Here is a 25,864-nt window from a genome sequence, read left to right on the forward strand (position 1 = left end):
GTGATGGCCCCGGCGTCGGAAGATCCGGCCGGGACGGGGACCCCGAGGTGGTGCCGACCCTCCCCCTGCGGGGTCCGCCGGACGATCCGGGAAGGGTCAGCTTCGGGCGCCGTCGACGGCGGCCACCAGGACGGGAACGGCAGCCTTCGGCGCATCCGCGGCGGCGGATGCTGCGAGGACGGAGGCGTACCGGAACATGCCGTGAATCCTCGCCGAGGGACCCGCCCGCGTCGAATGGTTTTCCGCGCGGGCCCGGTTGGGCGGCACGCGGGGTTCCCTCACCCGTAACGCATTGAAGACGGACCATACGCCGATCACACACATGGGTCGGTTAGTGTCACCGGATGCTCGATGCCACCACCCGCTCTGGGGGCACCGCCACGGCCTCTCCCCGGGCCGCCGCCACGGAGCTCACCGCCGCGCCGGCCGGGGCCGTCGTCGTACCGCTCGGCTTCACCGCCCGCTGCAAGAGAGTGCTGCTGTCGCCCTGGTCGCGGCTGTCCCTGCTCGTGGTGCTGCTCGCCGCGGCCGCGTTCTGCGTGTTGCTGTTCCAGCCGCAGAAGCTGCTGGCGCACGGCTGGCCACCGCAGCTCGGGGGCGCCGCGGCGGCCGTGGTCTTCGCGGTGGCGTACGGGCTGTGCTCGGTCGCGTTCGTGCCGCGACCGCTGCTGAACCTCGCGGCGGGCGCCCTGTTCGGCTCGCCGCTGGGCACCGGCACGGCCCTCGCGGGCACGGTGCTCGGGGCCGGGATGGCCTTCGGTCTGGGACGGGGGCTCGGACAGGACGCGCTGCGCCCGCTGTTGCGCGGGCGCTGGCTGAAGGCGGCGGACGGGCAGCTCAGCCGGCACGGCTTCCGCTCGATGATGGCGGCCCGGCTGTTCCCCGGGGTGCCGTTCTGGGTGGCCAACTACTGCGCGGCCGTCTCACGGATGCGCTGGGGGCCGTTCCTGCTCGCGACGGCGCTCGGGTCGATTCCGAACACCGCCGCGTACGTCGTGGCCGGCGCCCGCGCCTCGAAGCCGACCTCGCCCGCCTTCCTGATCGCGATGGGCTTCATAGCGGTGCCTGCTCTGGCCGGCGCGGTGGTGGCCTGGCGCAAGCGCCACCACCTGCGCGGGGTCTAGGCGTTCTGACGGTGTCCGGCCCTTCCACGCCGGGCGCACGGCGCCTGGCCGGGAAGGGTCGGACACCACCCCCCGGTCAGACCGCCTCGACGATCATCGCGTTGGCCAGGCCGCCCGCCTCGCACATCGTCTGCAGTCCGTAGCGCGCTCCCCGCGCGCGCAGGGCGTGCACCAGGGTGGTGGTCAGACGGGTGCCGCTCGCGCCCAGGGGGTGGCCGATGGCGATGGCCCCGCCGTGCACATTGACCCTGGCGAGATCGGCGCCCGTCTCCTGCTGCCAGGCCAGCACGACGCTGGAGAAGGCCTCGTTCACCTCGAAGAGGTCGATGTCGTCGAGGGTCAGCCCCGCCCTGCGCAGCACCTTCTCGGTGGCTGGGATGACGCCCGTGAGCATCAGCAGGGGATCGGATCCGGTCACCGCGAAGCTGTGCAGCCGGGCGAGCGGGCGCAGGCCGAGGCGGGCCGCGGTCTCGCTGGAGGTGATCAGCACGGCCGACGCCCCGTCGTTGATGGGGCTGGCGTTGCCCGCGGTGACGTTCCACTCGATCTGCGGGAAGCGTTCGGCCAAGGCCGGGTCGTGGTAGGCGGCCTTGAGTCCGGCCAGGATCTCCGTGGTGCTCGAGGGCCGGACGCACTCGTCGCGCTCGAGGCCCTCCAGGGGGGCCGTCTCGTCGTGGAAGAGCCCGGCGTCCCAGGCCGCTGCCGCCTTCCGGTGCGAGGACACCGCGAAGGCGTCCATCTGCTCGCGGCTGATCGACCACTTCGCGGCGATCAACTCGGCGCTGACGCCCTGCGGCACCAGGCCCTCCGGGTAGCGAGCGGCGACCCCTGGCCCGAAGGGGTCCTTGCCCGGGGGCACGTTCGACCACATCGGTACGCGGCTCATGGACTCCACACCACAGGCGACGACGATGTCGTACGCGCCCGAGAGGACGCCCTGCGCGGCGAAGTGCACGGCCTGCTGGGAGGAGCCGCACTGGCGGTCCACGGTGGTCGCGGGGACCGTCTCGGGGAAGCCGGCGGACAGCACGGCGTACCGGGTGGTGTTCATGGCCTGCTCGCCGACCTGGTCGACGGTGCCGCCGATGACGTCGTCGATGAGCGCCGGGTCGATTCCCGAGCGCTCGACGAGGGTGCGCAGGGTGTGCGCGAGGAGTTCCACGGGGTGGACATGGGCGAGGGCGCCGTTCGGCTTGCCCTTGCCCACCGGGGTGCGTACGGCTTCGACGATCACGGCGTCGCGCATGGTGCGGGCCTCCTTGCCCGGCGGGTGCCGGTTGGCGTTACCGGTGAGTAGGAAATCTGGATCCACCATAGCTCGTAGGGTTGGAAAAGCAAACCCTCACCTAGACTGGGGGCATGGCCGCCACCAAGGACCCGCGCCCCTGCTCGATCGCCGACACCCTCGCTGTCGTGGGCGAGAAGTACTCCCTGCTCGTCCTGCGCGAGGTGTGCCTCGGGAACGGACGCTTCGACCAGCTCGTGCGCAACATCGGCGCCCCGCGCGACATCCTGGCCGCGCGTCTTAAGCGTCTGGTGGACGCCGGAATCCTGACGAAGAAGATGTACAGCGAGCGCCCGCAGCGCTTCGAGTACCGGCCCACGGCGGCGGCCCTGGAACTGGAGACGGTCCTGATGACCCTCATGGCGTGGGGCGACCGCCATCTCCGGAAGGACGACGACCGCCCCATGGTGATCGAGCACATCTGCGGCAACGAGCTGGTCCCGGTGGTCACCTGCTCCGCCTGCGGCGAGGAGGTCCGCCACGAGGACATGACGGCCCACCCTCAGGCGCCCGGCTGGACGGTCTCCGGTCCGGCCGTGGCTTAGGGGTATGCCCGCCCGGGTCGCGCGCTCATAGTGCAAGGACCCCTTGGAGCTCCGAGCTCTTAGAGCTCTACGACGTCCCCCGGTAGACGCTCAGCCACCCGCACATCCCGAACTTCCCGCCGGCGGACGGTTTCCGGGTCCGTACGACAGCGTCGGCGAGGTGGGAGGCATCGCCGCGCTCCAGACGGTCGAGCTGATGGCCCGTGGCCGCGGCGGCGGCCTCGGCGCCGCGCCGCCACCGCTCGCGCCACTCGGCCAGCCGCGGCCGTACGAGCGCGGCGGCGGCCCGGTGGAACGCGGCCAGCGGCTCGGGGCCGTCCGCGTCGCGCAGCGCCCGGTAGCCCTCCAGGGCCAGATCACGGCGGGCCCTGGCGATGCGCTCCTGCTCCGCCTCGGGCGCGTCGGCCGGGACGGCGGTCGCGGCGGCGTACGTCTGCGGATCCGTCAGGTACTCCGGGGGCAGCGTGAGGACGGCGTCACCCGCTTCCGGCAGCCCGCCGTTCTGCATGAGGACGGTGATGCGCAGGTCCTCCTCGTTGACCAGCCGGTGGATGGTGCCGGGCGTGAACCAGGCGACCGTGCCGGCAGCGAGGGGCGTGACCTCGTACCCGGACGTCGTCAGCGTCTGCACCGCCCCGCGCCCGCCGGTGACGACGTACGCCTCCGAACAGGTCAGATGCAGATGGGGACTTCCACCGCACACACCGTCGGCCGCGGGCCAGTCGTAGACGGTCAGGTGCGAGACGGCGACGGCGCCCGGCAGCCCCGTGAACTCCCCGGCGCTCACCACGGGTGCTCCTGCAGGTACTTGGCAACCTCCGCGCGCTCCCAGGCGCCATCCGCCACCACCACCCGGTACCGGCGGCGCAGCGTGTCGCCGGGGGCCAGCTCCAGCTCGTCGTGGAACGCCCAGGACGGGGCGACGGTCGCGAACGGGTCGTTGCGCACGAACCAGTGGGCGGGGTGGGTGCCGCGCTCTCCCAGGTGGTCGTTCTCGGGGGCATGCGCGAAGACGAGTGTCGCGTGCCCGTCGGCGCCGTCGTGCTCCCCCGAGTACGCGAGCCAGGGCGCCTGTTGCCCCATCAGTCCGGGGCCCTCCGAGTCCGGCCCGACGATCCGCCCGCCACGGAAGGCGCGCGGCCCGCGCCAGAACAGGCCCGTGTAACCGGCCAGTTCCCGTCCTGCGGTCGTGGGGCTGCCGAAGAGCAGTGGCTCGTCGCGGCGGTTGGTGATCGCGGAGGTCCAGGTCAGCGCCCAGGACCGGGATCCGAGGTCGACGTCGTGCACCTCGATGCGGCGCTCCTCGTCGGCCCAGAGCTCGCCGTCGTACGGATGCCAGGTGAGTCGCTCGGCGACGACCGCCCGACCGCCGCCCGCGTCGATCTCGTCGAACGCCACATGCGCCATCGACCCGACGCGCTCCGGCAACGCCAGGTACCCCTCGCCGTGCACATAGGTGTAGCCGCCCCACAGGTTCTGCCCGGACAGGTGCGAAGCCGTCAGCTGCAGGCCCTTGTGCCAGCGGTGGTCGTTGGGCCGGTAGTCGGTGACGATGTCCCCGGCGAGCGTCCGCACGGGGTGCAGATACGGCTTGGGTGCCTCCCAGGCCGCCTCGGGGCCGTACACGTAGCTGAACAGCTCGATGCCGGTGGCCGGTTCGGTGAGCGTGATGCGGTCGCCGTGCTCGTGCGCGATCCGCAAGGTCCCGGTCATGCGGACACCTCCTCGCCCCGCGCCGCCGCGGACGCCTCGGTCACCCTGGGCGCCCAGCCGGGCGCGCCGCCGTGCAGGGCCGTGTAGTACGGGTCGCCGGGGCCGATATCACCGGCGAGGACGGTCGTGTCGGTGAACGCCGACTTGTACAGCGCGGTGATCAGCTCCAGGCTGGTGCGGCCGTCCGCGCCGCTGCTGCGGGGCCGCTCGCCGGCGCGCATGCTCGCGACCAGCTCGCGCAGCTGTTCAAGATGCGAACTGGGCACGTCCGCACCGAAGTCCCGCCAGCGGGCGGCCTCCTCCTCGGGCACATCGGGAGCGGCTGTGATGCGCCAGTTGTCGTTGCTGTGCCCGTACAGATGCGTCAGTTCGACGGTGGCCCGCTCGCAGTCGATGCGGATGCGGCTGACCTCGTCCGGGCTGAGCACGCTGTTCACGATCGTGGCGAGCGCCCCGTTCTCGAAGCGGACGAGCGCCGTCGAGACGTCCTCGGTCTCCAGGTCGTGCACCAGGCGGCCGGCCATGGCCCGCACCTCGCTCCACGGTCCCAGCAGGTCAAGGAGGAGATCCATCTGGTGGATGCCGTGGCCCATGGCGGGTCCGCCACCCTCGGTCTGCCAGCGTCCGCGCCAGGGCACGGCGTAGTAGGCGGCGTCGCGGTACCAGGTGGTCTGGCAGTGCGCCACCAGCGGGCGGCCCAGGGCCCGCTCGGCGAGCAGTCGCCCGACGTGCCGGGCGCCGGAGCCGAAGCGGTGCTGGAAGACGATCGCCGCGTAGGGGCCGCCGTCCGTCCCCTCTTCCGCCTCGACGGCGTCGAAGTCGGCCAGCGTCGGCACCGGAGGCTTCTCGCACCACACCCAGGCGCCGGCCCGCAGCGCCGCGACGGTCTGCTCGCGGTGCAGGGTGGGCGGCGTACAGATGCTGACCAGGTCGGGCCGCTGCTCGTCGAGCATGCGCCGGAGGTCGGTGTACGGGTGCGGAATGCCACCCTCCGCGCACAGCCGCTTGACGGAGTCGGCGTCGATGTCGACGGCGGCGACGATCTCGGTCTCGCCCTCCTCGGCCAGGCGGGCGAGCGCGGGGAGATGGGAGCCGCGCGCGATGGCGCCCGTGCCGATGAGGGCGGCCCTGATGCGACGGCCCGCGAAGGGGGATGCGGGGCGGTCCGGGCGCGGGTTCGAAGACCGCTCGGGATACCGGCGCGGGTTCGAACTCCGGTCGGAGTCCGGGGTCGGGTTCGAAGAGCGGTCGGAGTCCGGGTTCAGGTTCGAGTTCGAAGAGCAGCCGGAGTCCGAACTCGGGTTCGGAGTCTGGGGCGGAGTGGGCTCGGGGGTCGTGGCGTTGTCGGCTGTGGAGGCGTTGCGGGCTGTCGGCATGAACGTGATCAGCGCTCCATCGGACGTGACGTCAGACGTGACGTCGGACGTTGACCAACGCGTGTTGACTCCGGAGGAGCCCGGGGGCAGCAAGCGCTTTCCCTCCGCTGCAACGTAAGCGGGTTCGAGCGGCCGGTCAACACCACGCGCCGGACCCTTCCACGAGGTGGACGGGCTCGCACCCGCACGACATCGGACGCACTGTCCCAAGCGCCGGTAAAGCCCCGGTGATGGCATCGTCATCCCGGGGCGCTACGCTGCCACCCAGCACCCTTGATCCCCGGCCGCACCACGGCACGCCGCGGCCCGGTGTGCCCGTCGTCGCCTCCACGATCAGCGCTTGGACCACATCACTTCATGTCTTGGCTTGAATCCCTCATCCTCGGACTCGTCCAGGGGCTGACCGAATTCCTCCCCGTCTCCTCCAGCGCGCACCTGCGGCTGACCGCGGCCTTCGCGGGCTGGGAGGACCCGGGGGCGGCCTTCACGGCGATCACCCAGATCGGCACGGAGGCCGCGGTGCTGATCTACTTCCGCAAGGACATCGCGAACATCCTCTCGGCCTGGTTCCGCTCCTTGTTCGACAAGAACACGCGGCAGCACCACGATGCGCAGACGGGCTGGCTGGTGATCGTCGGCTCCATACCCATCGGCGTGCTCGGCGTGACCCTGAAGGACCAGATCGAGGGCCCGTTCCGGGATCTGCGGGTCACGGCGACGATGCTGATCGTCATGGGCGTGATCCTCGGCGTCGCGGACCGGCTCGCGGCGCGCGACGAGACGGGCGGCCGGCACCGGCTGCCGAAGCAGCGCAAGACGCTCCAGGACCTGAACGTCAAGGACGGCCTGGTCTACGGCATCTGCCAGGCGATGGCCCTGATCCCCGGCGTCTCCCGCTCCGGGGCCACGATCAGCGGCGGCCTGTTCCTCGGCTACCGGCGCGAGGCCGCGGCTCACTACTCGTTCCTGCTCGCCATCCCGGCCGTGCTGGCCTCCGGCGTGTTCGAACTCAAGGACGCCGCGGCGAGCGGGCAGGTGAGCAGGGGGCCGACGTTGTTCGCGACGGCCATCGCGTTCGTGTCGGGATACGCGGTCATCGCGTGGTTCATGAAGTTCATTTCGAGCAAGAGCTTCATGCCGTTCGTCTGGTACCGGGTGACCCTTGGGCTGGCCATCATCGCGCTGGTCGGTGCGGGTCTGCTCAGTCCGCATGCGGCTGAGTCCGGGGGCTGAGCGGGCGAGAGGGACGCCCCTTGGGGTGAACGGTACGCGGCGGACCCGAGTTGCGGGAGCGACGAACCCGGCTGTCTCCAACTGCCCTTCACAGGAACGACCGTGACCAACCACATACCGCGCGCGTAGCGGTGCGGTAGCGCAGTGTCAGCCCTTGCCCCTAGGCTAATCCGCATGTCCCCCGATCCCATGAGCCCTGGTTCCACGCGTTCCGCCGACGACTTAAACGAGCGGATCCGTGCGCTGTGGCTGCGCGCGGGCGGCTCCCTGTCGGCTCAGGAACGCGCGGAGTACGAGCTGCTGGTCGTGGAGTGGGCGGCTGCGATACGCGGCGAGGTCATCGAGGCGGCCTGAGCACGTCGACCTCCACGGCCCGGCGCAGATCGGCCGGGTCCGTGTCCGTGAGCCTGCCGAGCGGACCCGTCACCCCCGGCGTTGTTCACCAGCCCTGTCACCAGGCCTGTCACCGGCCCGAGTTCGTCGGCCGCGGTCTCGAAGGGCGTCAAGGCACCGATGACCGGCCACCGCCCGTTACCACCGTGACCGGACGCGTAGGAGCCCGCTTCGAACAGATCTCGGTCTCTCGCGACGGACGCCGCGCACCTCCCCGTAGAGCAGACGAAGGCTCGACCGTACGCCACGCACCACCGCCCTTCGTCCGACTCACGAACCCACGAGGTACTTGTGGCTCTCCTCTCCGCACTCCGTCCTCACCGCCACCCGCGGTCGCGGGGGCGACTCGCCGTCGGGCTGCTGGCGCTCGTCGCCGGCAGCCTGCCGAGTGTGTCGGCCGGCGCCGCCACTCCGCCCTCCGGATCGGTCAGCGACACAGCGCCCACGGCCACGTGGAGCGCCGGTCCCTTCGTCGCCCCGAACGTCTCGGGCACCGCCGGGACGGTGAGCTGCGCGCATCCGCAACTCTGCGACGACTACGCCCTGAAAGTGTCGGTGCCCGCGGGCTACGACGCCGGTCACAGCCTGCGCATCGACGTCAAGTGGCCCGACTCCGCAGCCGACTTCGACCTGTACGTCCTCGATACGAACGGCCGTCAGGTGGCCGCCTCGGCCTCCACCAGCGACCCCGAGACCGTGCTGCTTCCGGCGGTGACGGCCTCGTACACCGTGCGCGTGGTGCCGTTCGCTCCGCTCGGCGACAGCTTCAGCGGCACCGCGAGCCTGGTGGCCAACCCGGTTGATCCGCCACCGAGTACGGCCGTCCCGCCGACGTACGCGAACTCCTCGGCGCCCGACGGCATCGCGGCCGCGCACAAGGCCGGTGAACCCTCGATCGGCGTCGACCGCGCGAGTGGCGCCGCGATGTTCCAGGCGTACACCTCGACCCTCAAGGTCACGTACGACAGCGCCGGGACCGCCACCTGGCAGGACAAGAGCGCGAAGGCGGCCAACGGCTGTCCTCAGGGCAGTACCACCAGCCTCGACCCGATCCTGTTCACCGACCCGGCCACCCACCGCACCTTCGAGTCGCAGCTCGCCGGCAAGACCGCCCTGACCTGCTACACCGACGACGACGGTGAGACGTGGACGCCGACGGGCGGGTCGGGCATCAACTCCGGCGTGGACCACCAGACCATCGGGGGCGGCCCCTTCGCCCCGGGCGTCCCGGGTGCCGTCACCTCGTACCCCCATGCCGTGTACTACTGCTCCCAGGACATCGCCGACGCCTCCTGCGCGATCAGCCGGGACGGCGGTCTGACGTACGGGCCCGCCGTCCCGATGTACTCACTCCTGGACTGCGGCGGCCTGCACGGGCATGTGAAGGTCGCCCCGGACGGCACGGTGTACGTACCCAACAAGGGCTGCGGCGGCCATCAGGCCGTGGCCGTCTCCGAGGACAACGGGCTGACCTGGACCGTCCGCCACAACCCGTCCAGCACCCCCGGTGACTCCGACCCGAGCGTGGGAGTCGGCGCCGGCGGGACCGTCTACATGGGGTACCAGAACAGCGATGGAACCGCCCGTATCGCTGTCAGCCACGACAAGGGCAAGACGTGGCTGCACGACCAGAACGTCGGCGCCGCCCTCGGCGTCAAGAACATCGTCTTCCCAGCCGTGACCGCAGGCGACGACAACCGCGCCGCCTTCGCCTTCCTCGGCACCACCACGGGCGGCAACTACCAGGACACGGCGAATTTCAAGGGTGTCTGGCACCTGTATGTGGCCACCACCTACGACGGCGGCCAGTCCTGGGCCACCGTCGACGCCACCCCCACCGACCCGGTTCAGAAGGGGTCGATCTGCACCGGTGGCACCACCTGCGGCAAGGACCGCAACCTCCTGGACTTCAACGACGTCACCACCGACGCCCAGGGCCGCGTCCTCGTCGCCTACGCCGACGGATGCACCGGCAGCTGCGCCACCGGCGGCGCGCAGAACTACGACGCGCTGGCCTCCATCGCCCGCCAGTCCTCCGGCAACACGCTGTACGGCGCGTACGACGCCGTGGTCGGCGCCAAGCACAACAAGCGCGCAGGAGGCCGGTAGATGAGGCCTGTGCTTCCGGGTGCCGTGCTGGCCGGCGCCGTCCTATGCCTGACGGCCGTCGCCGGATGCTCGGCGACGGCCCGGCCCGCCGAGCCCCGGGGCGAGACGCCGCAGGCGGCCGGGCGGGCAACAGACGCGTCGGCCGGGAAGAAGGCCGACGCCACGCCCGGCGGCTGCCCCACCGCCGCCTCACTGCCGCTTCCCAAGGACTTCCCGGCGAACCTGCCGGTGCCCGACGGCGCCGTGGTGATCTCGGTGGAGCACCGCACCCACGACCGGCTCGTCCTCGGCACGGTCGTACGGGGCGGCTTCAAGGCCACGCTGACCTTCCTGCAACAGCGGCTCCCCAAGGCCGGGTACGCCCTGAAGCAGGGCGAGGTGGACGAGAACGACGCCGAGTCGAACTTCTCCTCCGGGACCGTCGACGGCCGCTGGACCCTGCGGAAGATGCCCGGCTGCGAGGGAGGGGTGTACCTGACGTACCTGACGTCCGCCGCCTCCTGAGCCACCGGCACGACTCCGGCGTACGAACCCGGGGCCGAAACACCCCGCACACCTCTTGGCTCCGCCACCCCCGTCCCCAACACTTGGCCGATGACCCAGCGTGTGGAGCTCGCTACCGTGATGGACCGGCTGGCCGTCGACGGACTCGTCACCGAGTACGCGGCGGCCGTGGACGACGGCGACTGGCAAGCGTACCGAGGACTGTTCACGGCGGACGGACGGGCCGACTACCGCTCGGCGGGCGGTATCGAGGGCGATGCCGGGCAGGTAGCCGGATGGCTGGAGCGGACCATGCTGCTGGTTCCGATGCGCCAGCATCTGATCGTCAACCGGCGTGTGACGTTCGGTGTCCTGGCGCAGGACGTCGGCGACACGGCCCAGGTCCAGGCCGACTACATCAATCCCATGCGGTTCGAGGGACCGGACGAGGGAGTGTCCGGTCCCTCCGCGCCGTCCGAGCCGGACTTCGTCTGCGGCGGCCGCTACGCGTTCGCGTTCCTGCGCACGGACGGGGGCTGGCGGCTGCGTGAGGTGGTCGTCGAGGAGAAATGGCGCCTCACCCGGCATCCGCGCACGTAGGCCCGGAGCCACCACGGCGCCGCTCCCCGCGCTCCCCCACGCCCCCTGTCGAAGATCTTCTCCGGCGCGCACACTGGAGACATGCAGAGGGAGGAACGCGCCGAATGAGGACGCCCAGCAACTGGCTCACCTCCCGCCGACGGCGCGGTGTCGCCGCCATGCTCGCCGGTGCGCTGCCGATGGTCGCCTTCCCGGCGCCGTCCCTGTGGTGGTTCGCCTACATGGCGCTGGTCCCCTGGATCCTGCTCGTCCGGTCGGCGCCGACCGGACGGCAGGCCGCGTACGACGGCTGGCTCGGCGGGTTCGGCTTCATGACGGCCGTGCACCACTGGCTGATCCCGAACCTGAACGTGTTCACGTTCGTCATAGCCGCACTGCTCGGCGCGCTGTGGGCGCCGTGGGGGCTGCTGGTACGGCGCTTCCTGGCGGGCGTGCCCTCCCCGGGCCGGATCGGCGCGGCCCTCGTCGTGCTGCCGTCGGGCTGGCTGCTGGTCGAGCTCGTGCGCTCGTGGCAGGGACTCGGCGGCCCCTGGGGGCTGCTCGGGTCGAGCCAGTGGCAGGTGGAGCCCGCTCTGCGGCTCGCCTCGGTCGGCGGGGTGTGGCTGCTGAGCTTCCTGGTCGTGGGCGTCAACGTCGCCCTCGCCGTCCTCTTGTCGGTACGCGCGTCACGCCTGCCCGCCCTGGCCGGACTGGTCGCCACGGCCGCCGCGACGTCGGCGGCCTGGGTGTGGTCGCCGCGCCCCGACCTCGACGGGCAGGTGCGCATAGCGGTCGTCCAGCCCGGGATCGTGGACGGCACGGCCAGCGGTGCGCAGCGCTTCGAACGCGAGGAGCAGTTGACGCGGCGGCTCGCCGGGCGGGACGTGGACCTGGTCGTGTGGGGCGAGAGCAGCGTCGGGTTCGACCTCGCGCACCGGCCCGATCTGGCCACCCGGATCGCGGCACTCTCCCGGCAGGTGAAGGCCGACATCCTCGTCAACGTCGACGCCCGCCGCTCCGACCGCCGCGGCATCTACAAGAGTTCGGTGCTCGTCGGCCCGAACGGCCCGACCGGAGAGCGCTACGACAAGATGCGGCTCGTCCCGTTCGGCGAGTACATACCGGCACGGTCCGTGCTCGGTTGGGCCACCTCGGTCGGCAGGGCAGCCGGCGAGGACCGCAGACGCGGTACCGAGCAGGTGGTCATGGACGTCGGGCACGGGCTGCGCGTCGGCCCCATGGTCTGCTTCGAGTCCGCGTTCCCGGACATGAGCCGCCACCTCGCGGACAACGGCGCGGAGGTGCTGCTCGCCCAGTCGTCGACGTCGACGTTCCAGGACAGCTGGGCGCCGGAGCAGCACGCCTCGCTGGCCGCGCTGCGCGCCGCGGAGACCGGCCGCCCCATGGTGCACGCCACGCTGACCGGCGTCTCCGCCGTCTACGGCCCGAGCGGCGAGCGCGTCGGCTCCTGGCTGGGGACCGGCGCAAGCACTTCGGCGGTGTACGACGTCCCCCTCGCCCATGGCATCACTCCGTACGTCCGCTATGGCGACTGGCCTGTGCACACGGCTGTGCTGGTGCTCGCCGGGCTGTGCGCCGCCGAGGGCGTGCGTGCCCTCAGAGTGCGACGGGGCGCTCCCGCACCGCAGCTACCACGCGCTCGCACAGTTCGTGAGTCGCCAGTGCGTCCCTGGCGCTGAGTACCTTGCCCGCGCGGACGGCGTCGAGGAAGGCGAGCGCGGCCTGTTCGATGCCGCGCTGGCGGGCCACCGGCACCCAGTCCCCGCGCCGTCGCACGGTCGGCTGGCCCTTGTGGTCGATGATCTCGGCGAGGTTGCACACCTGCCGCTTGGTGTCCTGCCCGGAGACCTCCAGGATCTCCTCCGCCGAACCGCTCAGCCGGTTCATCACGCCGAGCGCGGTGAAGCCGTCGCCGGCCAGCTGGAGCACCACGTGGTGCAGCAGACCGCCCTCGACCCGGGCCCGTATCGTCACGTCGTCGACCGGCCCCGGCACCAGGAAGCGCAGGGTGTCGGCGACGTGGATGAAGTCGTCGAGGATCATCCTGCGCGGTTCCTCGGGGCGACCGGCGCGGTTCTTCTGCATCAGGATCAGCTCGCGGGGGTGGTCGGCGCACTGCACGTACCCGGGTGCGTAGCGTCGGTTGAAGCCCACCATGAGGCTCACGTTGCGCTCCTCCGCGAGCCGCACCAGCCGTTCGGAGTCGGCGAGTTGGTAGGCGAGGGGCTTGTCCACGTACGTCGGTACGCCCGCCTCCAGCAGTCGTGTGACGATCTCGGGATGGGCGGCGGTGGGCGCGTGGACGAACGCCGCGTCGAGGTCCTGGGCGAGCAGCGTGTCCAGGTCGGGGTGCCGCTGATCGTGCGGAAGGTGCAGGCTGTCGCCGACGCGGTGGAGGGTCGCGGGAGTCCGCGTCCGCAGGTGCAGTTCGATCCCCGGCTGCAGCGCGAGCACCGGCAGATAGGCCTTCTGCGCGATGTCGCCGAGTCCGATGCAGCCGACCTTCACGGGGACGTCTCCTGGGGGTTGCCGACGGGTGCCTCGTCGGAAGGATACGGCCGCCGCGGGGCCGCCGGTCGACGAGGTCGCCGAGATCTCGCGAGAGGGGCGCCGTTGCCGGGGACGGGCGAGGCGGCGCTCGCGCACCTGCGTGCGGCGGCCGGCCAGGACCGTCCGGCGGATACCGGCCGGGCGACCGCCGCCCGGTGGGAAATGCGTTGTGGCGATGCGGGGATCCGGGGCAGGATGCGGACATGACAGTCGAGCGCCGTGAGCCCGCCCTGAACGCCGACGAGCGCGCCATGCTGGAGGGCTGGCTCGACTACCACCGCCAGACACTCGCGTGGAAGTGCGAGGGCCTCACCGACGCCCAGCTCAGGACCGCCTCGGTGGAACCGTCCGAGCTCTCCCTGATGGGGCTCGTGCGGCACATGACGGAGGTGGAGCGGAACTGGTTCCGCAGGGTCCTCGTCGGTGACGATCCCGGGCTGATCTACTGCAGCGACGAGGACCCGGACGGCGAGTTCCACCTCACCGAGGCCGACACCTGGGAGGAGGCGTACGCCACCTGGCAGGCCGAGATCGAGATCGCCCGGCGGCACGCGGCCGACCACGACCTCGACGACCTCTCCAAGGGCCCGAGCCGGTTCACCGACTAGCCCTTCAGCCTGCGCTGGATCTACACCCACATGATCGAGGAGTACGCGCGCCACAACGGCCACGCCGACCTGATCCGTGAGCGGATCGACGGGGCCACCGGGGACTGACGCACTCGGGGCGGCCCGCGGCCCTCCGGCGGAGGCGGGGATCACCCGTGCGGGGCATCCTCCGCCTGTCCGCTCCCCAAAGCGGGCCGGACCCAGCAGAGTTGCGCGGGTGCATCGAACGACGACCACCGCAACGCTCCTGGTCACCGTGGCCGTCTCGGCCCTCACCGGTTGTGTGACCGTCCAGCGACCGACCGCCCCCGGCCCGCCGCCCGCGCCTTCGACGCCCTCGGCACCGCACCCCGACGGCAGCGCACAGCCCCGTGTCGTCCAGGCCCCGGCACGGGAGGCGCTGGAGATGGTCCGGCCGTCCACCGGCCCGTCGCCGTCCGCCGACACCTCGCGCCGCACTCCCCGCCAGGCCCCCGCCGCCGCGCCGACGGGTGGCCCGCACCGACCGCCCGCGGCCCCGCCCCCCGGGTGGGCCCACCCCGAGCCACACCCGAGGCGGGCCCACCCGGGGACGCCCATCCAGGTGCCCCCGGCCGTCGCCGAGGCCTTCCCGAGGAACGCGGAGGTGTGCGCGCTCGGCCGCAGATACGGAGGGTGGCCCTCGGACAGCCCCGAGGCGGTCATCTGCCGGAGCACCTACGGGCGTTGAAGCCCGAAGCCCATTCGGGAGGAACCCTAAGAGCTCCGAACAGAGTGGGCGCCCGGCTCGCGGCCTCCCCTTCTGTTCGGAGCTCTAAGGGGTCCTTGCACTATGAGCGCCCGATGAGGTCGCGTGGCGAGGTGCGGTGCCAGACCACGCGACCCGGGCGGGCATAGTGCAAGGACCCCTAAGGCCGTCGCGGCGGCCCCAGGGTCTCCCCGCCCGGGCCGTCCCGGGGGCCGGGCTCGGGTACGCCGCCGGCCGGCCACTCCTCCGCGAGCCGCCGCTCCAGGCGGCCGATCGCCGCCCTGATGCCGTCGCCATAGGGGTCGGTGCCGAGGACGCCCACCGCGCCGCGGGCCCAGCCCAGATGGACGCGGGCGGCCTCGGAGCGGCCGAGCTTCACATAGTCGGCGGCCAGATTCAGATGGAGCGAGGGATAGAAGGCACGCACCGCGAGTGCCCTGTCGTGCTCGGCCAGGCGCTCGTCGGTGAGTTCCTCGGCGGCGGACAGCGCCCTGAGGTCCCAGGCGAGCTCGTCCGCCGGGTCGTTCTGCGTGTCCGCCATGTAGTGCGCCAGGGTGCAGCGGTGCAGCGGGTCACCGTCCTCGCCGATCTCCGCCCACAGTTGGAGGAAGCGGTCGCGGGCCTCCTCCCGGTCGCCGCCGTGGTGCAGCATGACGACCTGCCCGATGCGGGTCATGACGGCGTCCGGCGCCGTCTGTTCCTGTCCCTTCGCCACCGCGTCCTCCACGCTCGTCACCCGTCACCACGACGCTAACCGCCCCCACCGTCGATCGCGGTCAGGCGGCTCCGTACGGACGCTGGGCCAAGACGGTGACGACACGAGCCGGCCAGTGACCGGCGGGGGCGGGCCGGAGCCGGTCCGCCCCGTCGGGCCTCACCCGAGATTCGGGATCGTCCAGTCGATCGGCTCGTGCCCCTGCCGGGCCACGGCCTCGTTGATCCGCGTGAACGGGCGTGAGCCGAAGAACTTCTTCGCGGACAGGGGCGAGGGGTGGGCGCCCTTGACGACGACGTGCCGCGTCTCGTCGATCAGGGGCTGCTTCTTCTGCGCGTAGTTGCCCCACAGCACGAACACCGCCGGGTCCGGCCGGTCGGCCACGGCACGGATCACCGCGTCCGTGAACTTCTCCCAGCCCCTGCCCTTGTGCGAGTTGGCCTCCCCCGCGCGCACCGTCAGCACGGCGTTGAGCAGCAGCACGCCCTGCCGGGCCCATGGCATGAGGTAGCCGTTGTCCGGGATCGGCGTGCCCAGTTCCTCCTGCATCTCCTTGTAGATGTTCCGCAGGGACGGCGGGGTCTTCACACCGGGACGCACGGAGAAGCACAGGCCGTGTCCCTGGCCCTCGCCGTGGTACGGGTCCTGGCCGAGGACGAGCACCTTCACCTTCTCGTACGGCGTGGCGTCGAGTGCGGCGAAGACCTCCTCGCGCGGAGGGTAGACGGGACCCTTGGCGCGCTCCACCTCGACGAACTCCGTGAGCTCCTTGAAGTAGGGCTGCTGCAGTTCGTCGCCCAGAACGCCCCGCCAGGACTCCGGCAGCATGGCGATGTCGGTCACGTCAACTTCCTCCGATGTGCGGTCACTTCCAGGTCTCAGAACCTACAGGCGACCACTGACAACGGGCTCCCGAACCCTCCCGGGCCGGACTACCAGCTGGTCTTGCGGGACAGCTCCCACATCATCATGATCGTCGATGGATCCAGCGCGCGCTCACCGCCGGAGATGTCCTCGTTCGCCGCCACGTACTGCTTGCCCTGCCACAGCGGCAGCAGTCGGGCGTCGTCGACGAGGATCTGCTGGGCCGCTTCGAACTGCTTGACCACGTTGGCGCGGTCGCTCTGGCGCCGGGACCCCGGCAGCAGCTCCCCGGTGATCTTCGGCGCCGGGTAGGGCGTGCCGAGCGCGTTCTGCTGGCCGACGAAGGGCGCGATGTAGTTGTCCGGGTCCGGGAAGTCGGGGAACCACCCGCGGCCGAAAACAGGGTATTCGCCCTTCTGGTAGCCCTCCACGTACGTCGTCCAGGGACGGCTCTTCAGGGTGACCTGGAAGAGGCCGGAGTCCTCCAGCTGACGTTTGATCTCCTGGAACTCCGGCGCGGTCTCGGAGCCGTAGCGGTCGGTGGTGTACCAGAGGGTCAGCGGGACGCGCTGGGTGATGCCCGCGTCGGAGAGGATCTTGCGGGCCTTGGCGGTGCTGGGGTCCCCGAACTGGTCGAAGAAGCCGGTGGTGTGTCCGGTCAGCCCCGCCGGGACCATGGAGTAGAGCGGTTGGACGGTGTCCTTGTAGACGTTGTGGGCGATGGCGGCCCGGTCCACGACCTGGGCCAGGGCCTTGCGGACGGCGGTCTTGCCGGCCCACGGGTCCTTGGGGTTGAAGACCAGGTAGCTGATCTCGATGCCCGAGTTCTCCAGGAGCTGGATGCCGCTGTTGGACTGGTGGCGCTGGAGGGAGACGATGTCGGAGGCGGCGAGACCGCGGTACGTGAGGTCGATCTTCCGGCTCTTGAGGGCGTCCACCATGCTGGAGGAGTCCTGGAAGTAGCGGATGGTGACCTCGTCGTTCTTCCGCTTGGCGTAGCCCTGGTAACGGCTGTTCCCGACGAGTCGTGCTTCCTTGCCGTCCTGGTAGGACTGCAGCGTGTACGGTCCGGACCCGGTGATCCGGCCGTCCTTGCGCACCTGGGTGGCGGAGTAGTCGGCCGGGTCGACGATCGACATGGCGGGCGTGGCGAGGACGAAGGGGAAGGTGGCGTCCGGTTCCTTGAGGTGGAAGACGACCTCCAGGTCGCCCTTCACCTCGATCCGGTCGAGGCTGCCCAGCAGGCCCGCCGGGCCGCCGGACACACTGATCCGCTTGATCCGGTCGATCGAGTACTTCACGGACCGGGCGTCGAGCTTGTCCCCGTTGGAGAAGGTCAGGCCGCTGCGCAGGACGCAGCGGTAGGTGAGGTTCGTGGTGTCGGTGAACGCGCACTTCTCGGCCGCGTCGGGACCGGGCTGGCTGGCGCCGTCGGGGTAGTTCAGCAGGGTCTGGTAGACGTTGCGGAACAGCTCCCAGGAACTGTCCCAGGAGGCGGCCGGATCCAGCGTGCTCGGGGAACTGGTGGTGCCCACCACGATCGGGCTCTTGCTGCCGGAGGAGTCCGACGACAGGACCCCGCATCCGGTCACCAGCGATATGGACGCGATCGTCGCCAGCTGACGCAGACCTCGGTTCCGGTTGAACACGCGTTGCTCCTCGAGCTGCCACACCAGGGGTTGGCAGACCATACCGCAGCGCCCCGCCGGGTTCACCGTGTTCCGGCGGGGCGTGTGACCAGCGCGTTATGACGACGTTGTCATCCCCGTGCGTGCCCGTTTCGCGGTGACACGGGCGCGGAATCTGTCAATGGTTGGAGGCGATCCGCGCCCGTGTCGAGACGTCCGTCAGCCGACCCCCGCGTTCAGGAAGATGCCGCCGTCGACGACGAGCGTCTGCCCCGTGATCCAGTCGGACTGGTCCGACGTCAGGAACGCTGCGGCGCCGCCGATGTCGGAGGGCACGCCGAGCCGGCCGAGCGGGTAGGCCGCGGCGGCCTCCGCCTCCCGGCCCTCGTACAGGGCCTGGGCGAACCTGGTCTTCACCACGGCCGGCGCGATCGCGTTGACCCGCGCCTTGGGCGCGAACTCGTGCGCGAGCTGCAGGGTCAGGTTGATCATGGCGGCCTTGCTGATGCCGTACGCGCCGATGAACGGTGAGGCGGAGACACCGGCCACGGAGGCGATGTTGACGATGGCGCCGCCGTTCTCGCTCTGCCAGGCCTTCCAGGTCTGCTGCGCGAAGCCGAGCGCCGAGACGACGTTCGTCTCGAACACCTTGCGCGCCACGTTCAGGTCGAGGTCGGCGATCGGGCCGAACACCGGATTCGTACCGGCGTTGTTGACCAGGAAGTCGACCCGGCCGAAGGCCTCCATGGTCCGCTCCACGGCGGCGGCCTGGTGGGCCTCGTCGTGTGCCTTGCCCGCGACCCCGATGACGCGGTCGGCGCCGAGCTGCTCGACGGCCTCCTTCAGGGCTTCCTCGTTGCGTCCGGTGATGCAGACGCGGTCACCGCGGGCGACGAGCGCCTCGGCGATGCCGTAGCCGATGCCGCGGCTGGCGCCCGTGATGAGGGCGACCTTGCCGGAGAGTTCCACCGAAGTCATGGTCTGCTTCCCCCGGCCCTAGTCGAGCGGTCCGCCGGCGACGTACAGCACCTGGCCGGAGACGAATCCGGCCGCCTCGCCCGTGAAGAAGGCGATCGCGTTGGCGATGTCGTCGGGCTCACCGACGCGCTGCACGGGGATCTGGGTGGCCGCCGCGGCCTTGAAGTCCTCGAAGTCCATGCCGACGCGTTCGGCGGTGGCCTTGGTCATCTCGGTGGCGATGAAGCCGGGGGCGACGGCGTTGGCGGTGATGCCGAACTTGCCGAGCTCCTTGGCCAGGGTCTTGGTGAAGCCCTGCAGCCCGGCCTTCGCGGCGGAGTAGTTCACCTGGCCGCGGTTGCCGAGCGCGGAGGACGAGGAGAGGTTGACGATACGGCCGAAGCCCGCGTCCACCATGTGCTTCTGCACCGCCCGGGACATCAGGAAGGCGCCGCGCAGGTGCACGTTCATGACGGTGTCCCAGTCCGAGACGCTCATCTTGAACAGCAGGTTGTCGCGCAGCACGCCCGCGTTGTTGACGAGGATCGTCGGCGCGCCCAGCTCCTCGGCGATCCGCGCGACGGCCTCCTCGACCCGCGCCTCGTCCGAGACGTCGCAGCCGACGGCGATGGCCTTGCCGCCGGCGGCGGTGATCCTCTCCACGGTGTCCTTGCACGCGGCCTCGTCGAGGTCGATCACCGCGACGGCGCGGCCCTCCGCGGCCAGTCGTACGGCGGTGGCTGCGCCGATGCCGCGCGCTCCGCCGGTGACGACGGCGACGCGCTGCTCAGTGGTGGACATTGCTGGTTCTCCTCGCCCTTGGAAAGCCTGGAACACCTTCGAAAGTCTGGGGCTCCCACGGTAGCCCCCACAGGTGAGCGACCGCTTAGTACCTTCAGTAGACGTGACGCTAGAAGCCCTGGCACCCGGTGTCAACGTCACACCCGGCGCGTGTGATCCATTACCTCACCAGGAGATCCAGCAACCGCTCCGTCTCGGCCGCAGGATCTGCGGTCAGCCCGGTGTGCACCGGCCCGGGCTGGACGACCGTCGAGCGGGGCGCGATCAGCCAGCGGAAGCGCCGACCCGCGTCGTCGAGCGCCGCCTGCCCGGCCGCCGCGCCCCCGGCGCACACGCTCTCGACGGCGCGGAGCGCGGCGCGCACGCCGGCCACGTCCGCGCCCGGGTCCAGCGCCAGCAGCTTTCCCTCGTCCAGATGCGTCCGGGCGGCGACGAACGACTGGGCGCGGCAGTAGACCAGTACGCCCGCGTTGACGCACTCACCGCGTTCGACCCGTGGCACGACCCTCAGCAGCGCGTACTCGAAGACGTCCCGCTCGGTCATGCGTCCTTCCGAGCTCACTTGCCCCCCTGGAGGGTCTCGATGCCCCGGATGCGTTCGTGGATGACGGCGGCGCGGGCGAGCAGCGGCCGCGCGTACGCCCGGCGCAGCGCGTCCGGGGTGTCGAAGCCCGCCTCCCCGGTCAGCCACTCGTCCGGGATCGCGGCGGTCACCTCGGTCAGCAGTTCCTCGGTGACGAGCGGGGCCAGCTCGGCGGCGGCGCCCGCCACGTCCGGCGCGAAGGGGGCGAGGGCGTGGTCGGAGGCGTCGTAGGGCCTTGCGGCGGAGGCCTCGGCGCCGGGCCAGTTGTGGTGCCAGATCATGGTGGCGCCGTGGTCGATGAGCCACAGGTCGCCGTGCCACATCAGCAGGTTGGGGTTGCGCCAGGAGCGGTCGACGTTGCCCACGAGCGCGTCGAACCAGACGATGCGCCCGGCCTCCTGGGAGCCGACCTCGAAGGCGAGCGGGTCGAAGCCGATCGCGCGGCTGAGGAAGTCCATGCCGAGGTTGCGTCCGCCGCTCGCCTTGAGCAGCTCCTGCACCTCCTGGTCGGGCTCGCCCAGACCCAGCACCGGGTCGAGGTGGATGGTCACCAGTCCGGGCACCCGCAGGCCGAGCCGGCGGGCCAGTTCCCCGCAGACGACTTCCGCGACGAGCGTCTTGCGACCCTGTCCGGCGCCGGTGAACTTCATGACGTAGGTCCCGAGATCGTCGGCCTCGACGAGCCCCGGCAGCGATCCGCCCTCACGCAGGGGGGTGATGTAGCGGGTCACGGTGACCTCTTTCAACATGTCCCCAGGCCACCCGTCTCTTCAGCCTTGCGATCCACGACCAACTTCGGAGGGGAGGAGCAGCGGGAATCGTCCGTCGACGGCCCTGGGGAGAACCTGGGGAGTCTTGGCTGGCATGCGACTCCCCCTGCCTCCCGAGCAGTCCGTCTATGGCGGTGCGACCCTTGCTTCCGGCCTCCGGCATGAAGTGAGCATAGTAACCGAGGGTGATCGCGGGCGAGGAGTGCCCGAGCCACCGCGCCAAGGTCACGATCGAGGCACAGGTGTGCGGCACCATCACGCCGAGCGTCGCTGGAACCGCTGGTTGGCACCGGCGCCGCAGGGCCACTGGATGAGGCGGGCGCCGTTGGCGGTGGAGGCGTCCGAGACGTCGAGGCACTTGCCGCTGTGCCGGGCCACCAGGCGGTAGTGGCCGCCCCCCTGGTCCTGGAACTGCCACTGCTGGTTGGTGCCGGTGGTGCAGTGGTACTGGTTCACGTAGGCGCCGTCGGCGGTGGAACCGCCCGCGACGTCGAGGCACTTGCCGCTGTGCTGAGCGAGGACGCGGACGTAGCCGCCGCCCGCGTCCTGCAGCCGCCACTGCTGGTTGAGGCGGCCGTTGCAGGTGTACTGCAGGGCAGTCGCGTTGTCGGCGGCGGAGTTGTCGGTGATGTCCAGGCACTTGCCACTGTGTTCGGCCACGAGGTCGTAGTACGGGCCGCCGCCCACGCCGGTGACCGTGCCGGCCGCGGTGTCGATGGCGATCTGCGGATACCAGGGCAGATTCATCGTGGTCCTGGTGGGAAAGGCCAGCGGAAGCCAGACGTACTGGGAGTCGCTGACGGTGCCGCCCATGGAGTTGCCCCAGCGGTCGCCCATGTAGAAGTACGACGTGCCCGAAGTTCCCTGGACAGACAGCACGTACGCGGTCTGGGACCCATAGGCGGTGGCGTCGCCGACGTCGGTGAAGGCGGTCCAGGGCCCGGCCAGGCTGGTGGCGGTGGCGTACTTCTGCTGGTTGGGGTTCCAGCCGCTGGTGCCGGACGTCAGCAGCCCCCGCAGTGCGTTCGCCGTCCGGGAGTCGCTCATTCGCGGTAGGCGGCCGTCGCGATCTGGACGAACGACCGGATCATCGGGTTCGCGTCGCCTTCGTTCCACGCCGCCACGACGCGGCTCGGCGCCATGTCGATCATAGGCACCACGGCCAGCTCCTCGGGTGGGTGGTGCCCGAGCGGGGTCATCCCGACCGTGCCGTTCCAGAGCACGGCCTGCAAGCACTCCTGGACGGCGCGCACCACCGGACCCTCGCGAGGCTCGCCGCCGTTCCAGTACGACTGCCAGATCGGGTCGGTGCCGTCCGGGAACTGGAACCAGGGCCGGTCGGCCAAGTCGGCCAGAGTCAGGTGGTCGCGGCGGGCCAGCGGATCGTCGGCGCGCAGCACCGCGCCCACCGGGTCGGCGCGCAGCTCGTGCACCGTCAGGCCGGTCTCGTCGAACGGCGCGCGGGTCAGGGCGACGTCGACCAGTCCGGCGCGCAGCCCGCAGGTCGGATCGGTCAGGTCGGTCTCGCGGACGCGGACCTCGACACCCGGGTGCCGTCGGCGATACTCGGCGGCCAGCCGCGTCGCGCCCCGGTCGGAGCTGTCGCCCAGGATGCCGACGGTGATGGTCGCGGCGCCGGCCGCCGCGGCCACGCGTATGCGGGCCTGGTCGGCCCGATCCAGCAGGGTACGCGCCTCGTCCAGCAGCGCCGCCCCGGCCGGGGTGAGCGTGACGCCTGCGGCGGAGCGGTGCAGCAGAACGGCACCGAGGTCGGCCTCCAGCTGCTTGATCGCCCGGCTCAGCGGCGGCTGGCTCATGTGCAGCCGGGCGGCGGCCCGGCCGAAGTGGAGTTCCTCGGCGACGGCCACGAAATAGCGCAGCGTGCGTAGATCCATGACCTGTGACGATACCCGCACGGTATCGGTGCCAAATCACCGCATTCAGCTGGTACCCAACATCGGCTTCATCGCTCGGCCCCCCGGTGAGCCCGCGAGTTCCTTCACCCGCACGGTCGGCGCGTGCAGGAGCTTGTCCACCACCCGCCGCACGGCCTGGGCTATCTCATCGAGCGCGTGCCCGCTCAGCCCGTCGGAGGTCAGCCGGCCAGCCTGGCCAGCTCGGCGTCGACCACGCCGGCCGCCTTGGCTCGCAGCGCGACCACCGTGGGAGCGACCCGGACGGCGTCGACCGCCGACTTGTACGCGGCCAGTTCGGCATCCAGGATCGCCCGCACCGCAGCGACGTCATCGGTCCTGGCGGCAGTCCGGTATGCGCTGAGCGTGTCCATGCCGACCACCGTCACGCCGGGCAGGTCCGCCACGGCGGGCTCCACGTCGCGGGGCAGCGCCAGGTCCAGGAGCACCAGGGTGCCGCGCCGCCGGGCGGGCATCATGTCCGCCGTGATCACGTGCCCGGTCGCGCTGGTGCAGCAGATCACGACGTCCGCCTCCGCGATGACGGCGGGCAGGTCATCCAGCCCGGCGGCCCGGGTCACCGCCGTACCCGGCCGGGCGGCCAGCCGCTCCGCCTTCCGGCGCGTCCGGTCGGCCACCACGATGCTGGCCGCGCCGCTCCTGGCCGCGGTCGCCACCGCCAGGCCGCCCATCGACCCGGCCCCGACCACCAGCACATCCCGGCCCGCCAGGCCCAACCCGTCCAGGCTCGGGGAGGCCAGCTCCACCGCCAGGCTCAGCAGGCTGGCCCCGGCCCGGCCGATCCCGGTCTCGGCCCGGGCCCGCTTGGCCGCCCGCAGCGCGAGCCGACCGAGGTCGCCAGGACCCGTCCGATGGTGCCCTGCCGGTCGGCCAGCTTGATCGCCGTGCGCACCTGGCCGACGATCTGCTCCTCGCCCACCACCACCGAATCCAGCCCGCAGGCCACGGCCAGCAGGTGGCTCACCGCGCGGTCCTCGTAGTACACGTACAGGTGGGGGATCAGGTCACCGACGGGGACACCGGAGTGGCGCGCCAGCAGCTCGCAGATCGCCGTCACGCCGGCGTGAAATCGGTCCACGTCGGCGTACACCTCGATCCGGTTGCACGTCGAGACCACGAACACCTCGGCCACGGGCTCGGCCTGCGCCACATCATGCAGCAGCTTGCTGAGCGTGTCCCCGGTCACCGAGGCCCGTTCCAGGACCGCCACCGGCGTGCTCTTGTGGCTCAGGCCCAGCACCAGCACGCTCACCGGTCCTCCTCGTCTCCGTCAGCCATACCTAAGCCTCCGGCCCGGATTGGTGAACGCGCATCGCCTGATCCTGGTGATGTGCAGCGACCGCCGGCGAACCCGGCTGCTGAGGGGTTCTCAGGTCAAGAGGCTGCCGGCTTTCGCAACCGGCAGGCATGTGAGGCGAGCCAGACCTTCAGGAGCACCGCCACCGGCGCAGTCGGCAGATGTACGCTCCGGGAGTGCTTGGGATGCCGGACAACGGGGTTGCCGATGATCTGCCCGAGTGGCGCATGCCGCCGCGGTTGATCGGCGGATACGTCACGGGACCGGTACTCATTGGACGCTCGGATGGGTTCGTGGTGGCCGTCCGGCAGGTCCTGGCGTATCCGGTCGGCGTCGAGATCGAGGTCGAGGCGCATACGCGCGGATCCTCACCCGGCGGTATGCCGCCTGTCGCAGTTGGCCCGTGGTATCCGCAACCGTGTTTCCGTGTCCGCTTCGCCGACGGGCGGGAAGCGGCACAGGATGACGAGACGGGCCTACGCGGCGGGCGTGGGCCAATGCTGGTGGTGAGCAAGTCCGAGTACGGCTCGAGCGGTCCGGATGACCGCGAGGACATGCGCCTGACTCTGTGGATATGGCCACTGCCACCGCCGGGGCCGTTGACCGTGACGTGCGCGTGGCCCCAGCGCGGGTTTCAAGACGCCAGCCTTGTCCTGGACGCGGACGCGATTCAGGCCGCTGCCGGCCAGGCTCAACCGTTCTGGCCGGAACCGAGCCCCTGAACAGTCATGTGCACGACCAGCGCCGACAGCTCCGAAAGCGCCGTGCTTACAAGGTCGTTGACATCCCTCCTGCGATGCCGACGACGCCAGTCACGACTCGTCGCCACCGCAAGCACGTCAGACAGTGCGCCACCCCTGGGACGACAGAACCGAAGGCGCGTCCCGTCGCGTGCTGTACGCGGGCCACATCTGCTGCGTAAGCAGCGTGACTTACGGTCCGCTGATCCCGAACGGGTCAAGATGTGGACGCCGTCTGAACGGCCACCGCCCGGGGGCCGTACCACCGTGCAGATCGACGAGACATCCGTGGAAGGGAACGTCAGCATGACCAGCGAATCGCTTCAGCCCGCCTCGACACCCGCCCGGCGCGCGGTCGTGGCGGCGGTCGGCGCCACAGGGCTCGCCGTCGCGCTGACCGCGTGCGGGGGCTCGGACAACAAGTCCTCGTCGAGCTCCTCCGACACGCAGAACGGCGGCTCCCCGAGCAGCACCGCGGGCAGCACCGCGGGCAGCGGCGGCACCGGCGGCGGTGACAACGTCTCGGGCGGCTCCGGCGGCACAGTCCTGGCGAAGACCGCGGACATCCCCCAGGGCGGCGGCAAGGTCTTCGCCGACCAGGGTGTCGTGGTGACCCAGCCGAAGGCCGGCGAGTTCAAGGCGTTCTCCTCCAAGTGCACCCACCGGGGCTGCGCGGTGACGGGCATCGCCGACGGCGTGATCACCTGCCCGTGTCACAACAGCCACTTCTCCGCCACCGACGGCAGTGTGAAGAAGGGTCCGGCGACGCAGCCGCTGCCCGCCGCGAAGATCACCGTGGCCGGGGGCGAGATCAAGCTCGCGTGACCTC

At 71.1% G+C, this 25,864-nt stretch carries 28 protein-coding genes and 2 pseudogenes; 12 read left to right on the top strand and 18 right to left on the bottom strand.

Going from position 1 to position 25,864, the window contains the following annotated elements; all coding sequences use genetic code 11:
* The first annotated feature begins 344 nt into the window (after window positions 1–344).
* The gene (locus ASC56_RS12765; protein WP_055491431.1) at window positions 345–1,124 is read left to right on the top strand and encodes a TVP38/TMEM64 family protein; all 780 of its coding nucleotides are present in this window, start codon (window positions 345–347) and stop codon (window positions 1,122–1,124) included.
* Between the two features lie 76 nt (window positions 1,125–1,200).
* On the opposite strand, the gene ASC56_RS12770 is transcribed toward ASC56_RS12765, so the two are convergent.
* Complete coding sequence (locus ASC56_RS12770; RefSeq protein ID WP_055491432.1) at window positions 1,201–2,370, bottom strand: thiolase family protein; 1,170 nt, start codon at window positions 2,368–2,370, stop codon at window positions 1,201–1,203.
* Window positions 2,371–2,483: 113 nt separating this feature from the next.
* Between ASC56_RS12770 and ASC56_RS12775 the strand changes: the two genes are divergently transcribed.
* A complete protein-coding gene (locus ASC56_RS12775) occupies window positions 2,484–2,954 on the top strand; it encodes a helix-turn-helix domain-containing protein (protein WP_055491433.1) in 471 nt (156 codons plus the stop codon).
* A gap of 67 nt (window positions 2,955–3,021) precedes the next feature.
* Here the strand turns inward: ASC56_RS12775 and ASC56_RS12780 are convergent, their stop codons facing one another.
* Genes ASC56_RS12780 through ASC56_RS12790 form a run of 3 tightly spaced genes read right to left on the bottom strand, consistent with a single transcriptional unit; the run spans window position 3,022 to window position 6,043 of the window.
* Window positions 3,022–3,744, bottom strand: a complete 723-nt coding sequence (locus ASC56_RS12780; RefSeq protein ID WP_055491434.1) for a cupin — start codon at window positions 3,742–3,744, stop codon at window positions 3,022–3,024.
* Entirely contained in the window at window positions 3,738–4,667 is a 930-nt protein-coding gene (locus ASC56_RS12785; protein WP_055491435.1) for a PmoA family protein, read from the bottom strand. The genes ASC56_RS12780 and ASC56_RS12785 overlap by 7 nt, the downstream gene beginning before the upstream one ends.
* Complete coding sequence (locus tag ASC56_RS12790; protein WP_234376945.1) at window positions 4,664–6,043, bottom strand: Gfo/Idh/MocA family protein; 1,380 nt, start codon at window positions 6,041–6,043, stop codon at window positions 4,664–4,666. The genes ASC56_RS12785 and ASC56_RS12790 overlap by 4 nt, the downstream gene beginning before the upstream one ends.
* 357 nt (window positions 6,044–6,400) lie before the next feature.
* Here ASC56_RS12790 and ASC56_RS12795 point away from each other — a divergent pair, with 357 nt between their 5' ends.
* A complete protein-coding gene (locus ASC56_RS12795) occupies window positions 6,401–7,276 on the top strand; it encodes an undecaprenyl-diphosphate phosphatase (RefSeq protein WP_055491436.1) in 876 nt (291 codons plus the stop codon).
* Between the two features lie 174 nt (window positions 7,277–7,450).
* The gene (locus tag ASC56_RS12800; RefSeq protein WP_055491528.1) at window positions 7,451–7,630 is read left to right on the top strand and encodes a hypothetical protein; all 180 of its coding nucleotides are present in this window, start codon (window positions 7,451–7,453) and stop codon (window positions 7,628–7,630) included.
* On the opposite strand, the pseudogene ASC56_RS41855 reads toward ASC56_RS12800, so the two are convergent.
* Window positions 7,629–7,758: pseudogene (locus ASC56_RS41855) on the bottom strand (oxidoreductase); the annotation flags it as partial. The gene ASC56_RS12800 and the pseudogene ASC56_RS41855 sit on opposite strands and share 2 nt — an antisense overlap.
* A gap of 202 nt (window positions 7,759–7,960) precedes the next feature.
* Here ASC56_RS41855 and ASC56_RS12805 point away from each other — a divergent pair.
* The 4 genes from ASC56_RS12805 to lnt all read left to right on the top strand — a co-directional run bounded on the left by ASC56_RS12805 (window position 7,961) and on the right by lnt (window position 12,540).
* Window positions 7,961–9,778 (top strand): sialidase family protein, encoded by a 1,818-nt coding sequence (locus ASC56_RS12805; protein ID WP_055491437.1) that lies wholly within the window; start codon window positions 7,961–7,963, stop codon window positions 9,776–9,778.
* Entirely contained in the window at window positions 9,779–10,282 is a 504-nt protein-coding gene (locus ASC56_RS12810; protein ID WP_055491438.1) for a hypothetical protein, read from the top strand.
* A 90-nt stretch (window positions 10,283–10,372) separates the two neighbouring features.
* The gene (locus ASC56_RS12815; protein WP_055491439.1) at window positions 10,373–10,861 is read left to right on the top strand and encodes a nuclear transport factor 2 family protein; all 489 of its coding nucleotides are present in this window, start codon (window positions 10,373–10,375) and stop codon (window positions 10,859–10,861) included.
* Between the two features lie 104 nt (window positions 10,862–10,965).
* Window positions 10,966–12,540 (top strand): apolipoprotein N-acyltransferase, encoded by a 1,575-nt coding sequence (gene lnt / locus ASC56_RS12820; RefSeq protein WP_055491440.1) that lies wholly within the window; start codon window positions 10,966–10,968, stop codon window positions 12,538–12,540.
* On the opposite strand, the gene ASC56_RS12825 is transcribed toward lnt, so the two are convergent.
* Window positions 12,458–13,369, bottom strand: coding sequence for a Gfo/Idh/MocA family protein (locus tag ASC56_RS12825; RefSeq protein WP_055491441.1), 912 nt, complete (start codon window positions 13,367–13,369; stop codon window positions 12,458–12,460). The two genes, lnt and ASC56_RS12825, sit on opposite strands and share 83 nt — an antisense overlap.
* Window positions 13,370–13,614: 245 nt before the next feature.
* On the opposite strand from ASC56_RS12825, the pseudogene ASC56_RS12830 reads away from it, so the two are divergent.
* Window positions 13,615–14,127: pseudogene (locus ASC56_RS12830) on the top strand (DinB family protein).
* Window positions 14,128–14,236: 109 nt separating this feature from the next.
* Entirely contained in the window at window positions 14,237–14,728 is a 492-nt protein-coding gene (locus tag ASC56_RS37900) for a hypothetical protein (RefSeq protein ID WP_079102460.1), read from the top strand.
* Window positions 14,729–14,906: 178 nt separating this feature from the next.
* On the opposite strand, the gene ASC56_RS12835 is transcribed toward ASC56_RS37900, so the two are convergent.
* From ASC56_RS12835 to ASC56_RS12885, 12 genes are all read right to left on the bottom strand, one after another.
* A complete protein-coding gene (locus ASC56_RS12835; protein ID WP_055491529.1) occupies window positions 14,907–15,461 on the bottom strand; it encodes a hypothetical protein in 555 nt (184 codons plus the stop codon).
* A 159-nt stretch (window positions 15,462–15,620) separates the two neighbouring features.
* On the bottom strand, window positions 15,621–16,304 hold the full coding sequence (locus tag ASC56_RS12840) for a uracil-DNA glycosylase (protein ID WP_055491442.1): 684 nt from the start codon (window positions 16,302–16,304) through the stop codon (window positions 15,621–15,623).
* Between the two features lie 89 nt (window positions 16,305–16,393).
* Complete coding sequence (locus ASC56_RS12845; protein ID WP_055491443.1) at window positions 16,394–18,016, bottom strand: ABC transporter substrate-binding protein; 1,623 nt, start codon at window positions 18,014–18,016, stop codon at window positions 16,394–16,396.
* A gap of 156 nt (window positions 18,017–18,172) precedes the next feature.
* Window positions 18,173–18,931: an SDR family oxidoreductase gene (locus ASC56_RS12850; RefSeq protein WP_055491444.1), complete on the bottom strand. Its 759-nt coding sequence runs from the start codon at window positions 18,929–18,931 to the stop codon at window positions 18,173–18,175.
* Between the two features lie 18 nt (window positions 18,932–18,949).
* A complete protein-coding gene (fabG, locus tag ASC56_RS12855; RefSeq protein ID WP_055491445.1) occupies window positions 18,950–19,711 on the bottom strand; it encodes a 3-oxoacyl-ACP reductase FabG in 762 nt (253 codons plus the stop codon).
* 160 nt (window positions 19,712–19,871) lie between these two features.
* Entirely contained in the window at window positions 19,872–20,255 is a 384-nt protein-coding gene (locus tag ASC56_RS12860; protein WP_055491446.1) for a DUF3037 domain-containing protein, read from the bottom strand.
* A 14-nt stretch (window positions 20,256–20,269) separates the two neighbouring features.
* Window positions 20,270–21,043: a HipA family kinase gene (locus tag ASC56_RS12865; protein WP_055491447.1), complete on the bottom strand. Its 774-nt coding sequence runs from the start codon at window positions 21,041–21,043 to the stop codon at window positions 20,270–20,272.
* A gap of 276 nt (window positions 21,044–21,319) precedes the next feature.
* Window positions 21,320–22,111 carry an RICIN domain-containing protein gene (locus ASC56_RS12870; RefSeq protein WP_079102461.1) on the bottom strand — a complete coding sequence of 264 codons (792 nt, stop codon included), beginning with the start codon at window positions 22,109–22,111 and terminating at the stop codon, window positions 21,320–21,322.
* Entirely contained in the window at window positions 22,108–22,959 is an 852-nt protein-coding gene (locus ASC56_RS12875; protein WP_055491448.1) for a LysR family transcriptional regulator, read from the bottom strand. The genes ASC56_RS12870 and ASC56_RS12875 overlap by 4 nt, the downstream gene beginning before the upstream one ends.
* Window positions 22,960–23,004: 45 nt before the next feature.
* Window positions 23,005–23,163, bottom strand: coding sequence for a hypothetical protein (locus tag ASC56_RS43090; RefSeq protein WP_371330065.1), 159 nt, complete (start codon window positions 23,161–23,163; stop codon window positions 23,005–23,007).
* The gene (locus tag ASC56_RS12880; protein WP_055491449.1) at window positions 23,160–23,744 is read right to left on the bottom strand and encodes a saccharopine dehydrogenase NADP-binding domain-containing protein; all 585 of its coding nucleotides are present in this window, start codon (window positions 23,742–23,744) and stop codon (window positions 23,160–23,162) included. The genes ASC56_RS43090 and ASC56_RS12880 overlap by 4 nt, the downstream gene beginning before the upstream one ends.
* A gap of 8 nt (window positions 23,745–23,752) precedes the next feature.
* Window positions 23,753–24,250, bottom strand: coding sequence for a hypothetical protein (locus tag ASC56_RS12885; RefSeq protein ID WP_055491450.1), 498 nt, complete (start codon window positions 24,248–24,250; stop codon window positions 23,753–23,755).
* Between the two features lie 230 nt (window positions 24,251–24,480).
* On the opposite strand from ASC56_RS12885, the gene ASC56_RS40580 reads away from it, so the two are divergent.
* Both ASC56_RS40580 and ASC56_RS12900 read left to right on the top strand, forming a co-directional pair.
* Window positions 24,481–25,017 (top strand): hypothetical protein, encoded by a 537-nt coding sequence (locus tag ASC56_RS40580; protein ID WP_159039640.1) that lies wholly within the window; start codon window positions 24,481–24,483, stop codon window positions 25,015–25,017.
* Between the two features lie 324 nt (window positions 25,018–25,341).
* Window positions 25,342–25,860: a Rieske (2Fe-2S) protein gene (locus ASC56_RS12900; RefSeq protein ID WP_055491530.1), complete on the top strand. Its 519-nt coding sequence runs from the start codon at window positions 25,342–25,344 to the stop codon at window positions 25,858–25,860.
* Window positions 25,861–25,864: the final 4 nt, after the last annotated feature.

The sequence above is a fragment of the Streptomyces sp. TP-A0356 genome (assembly GCF_001417775.1).
Lineage (GTDB): Bacteria > Actinomycetota > Actinomycetes > Streptomycetales > Streptomycetaceae > Streptomyces.

Excerpts from the sequence above, each read along its gene's own strand:
- fabG (WP_055491445.1), bottom strand. The coding sequence starts at position 19,711 with ATGTCCACCACTGAGCAGCGCGTCGCCGTCGTCACCGGCGGAGCGCGC.
- ASC56_RS12845 (WP_055491443.1), bottom strand. The coding sequence starts at position 18,016 with ATGGTCTGCCAACCCCTGGTGTGGCAGCTCGAGGAGCAACGCGTGTTC.
- ASC56_RS12900 (WP_055491530.1), top strand. The coding sequence starts at position 25,342 with ATGACCAGCGAATCGCTTCAGCCCGCCTCGACACCCGCCCGGCGCGCG.
- ASC56_RS12815 (WP_055491439.1), top strand. The coding sequence starts at position 10,373 with ATGACCCAGCGTGTGGAGCTCGCTACCGTGATGGACCGGCTGGCCGTC.
- ASC56_RS12770 (WP_055491432.1), bottom strand. The coding sequence starts at position 2,370 with ATGCGCGACGCCGTGATCGTCGAAGCCGTACGCACCCCGGTGGGCAAG.
- ASC56_RS40580 (WP_159039640.1), top strand. The coding sequence starts at position 24,481 with ATGCCGGACAACGGGGTTGCCGATGATCTGCCCGAGTGGCGCATGCCG.
- ASC56_RS12810 (WP_055491438.1), top strand. The coding sequence starts at position 9,779 with ATGAGGCCTGTGCTTCCGGGTGCCGTGCTGGCCGGCGCCGTCCTATGC.
- ASC56_RS12785 (WP_055491435.1), bottom strand. The coding sequence starts at position 4,667 with ATGACCGGGACCTTGCGGATCGCGCACGAGCACGGCGACCGCATCACG.
- ASC56_RS12790 (WP_234376945.1), bottom strand. The coding sequence starts at position 6,043 with ATGCCGACAGCCCGCAACGCCTCCACAGCCGACAACGCCACGACCCCC.
- ASC56_RS12775 (WP_055491433.1), top strand. The coding sequence starts at position 2,484 with ATGGCCGCCACCAAGGACCCGCGCCCCTGCTCGATCGCCGACACCCTC.
- ASC56_RS12795 (WP_055491436.1), top strand. The coding sequence starts at position 6,401 with ATGTCTTGGCTTGAATCCCTCATCCTCGGACTCGTCCAGGGGCTGACC.
- ASC56_RS12850 (WP_055491444.1), bottom strand. The coding sequence starts at position 18,931 with ATGACTTCGGTGGAACTCTCCGGCAAGGTCGCCCTCATCACGGGCGCC.
- ASC56_RS12860 (WP_055491446.1), bottom strand. The coding sequence starts at position 20,255 with ATGACCGAGCGGGACGTCTTCGAGTACGCGCTGCTGAGGGTCGTGCCA.
- lnt (WP_055491440.1), top strand. The coding sequence starts at position 10,966 with ATGAGGACGCCCAGCAACTGGCTCACCTCCCGCCGACGGCGCGGTGTC.
- ASC56_RS12875 (WP_055491448.1), bottom strand. The coding sequence starts at position 22,959 with ATGGATCTACGCACGCTGCGCTATTTCGTGGCCGTCGCCGAGGAACTC.
- ASC56_RS12800 (WP_055491528.1), top strand. The coding sequence starts at position 7,451 with ATGTCCCCCGATCCCATGAGCCCTGGTTCCACGCGTTCCGCCGACGAC.
- ASC56_RS12870 (WP_079102461.1), bottom strand. The coding sequence starts at position 22,111 with ATGAGCGACTCCCGGACGGCGAACGCACTGCGGGGGCTGCTGACGTCC.
- ASC56_RS12865 (WP_055491447.1), bottom strand. The coding sequence starts at position 21,043 with ATGTTGAAAGAGGTCACCGTGACCCGCTACATCACCCCCCTGCGTGAG.
- ASC56_RS12765 (WP_055491431.1), top strand. The coding sequence starts at position 345 with ATGCTCGATGCCACCACCCGCTCTGGGGGCACCGCCACGGCCTCTCCC.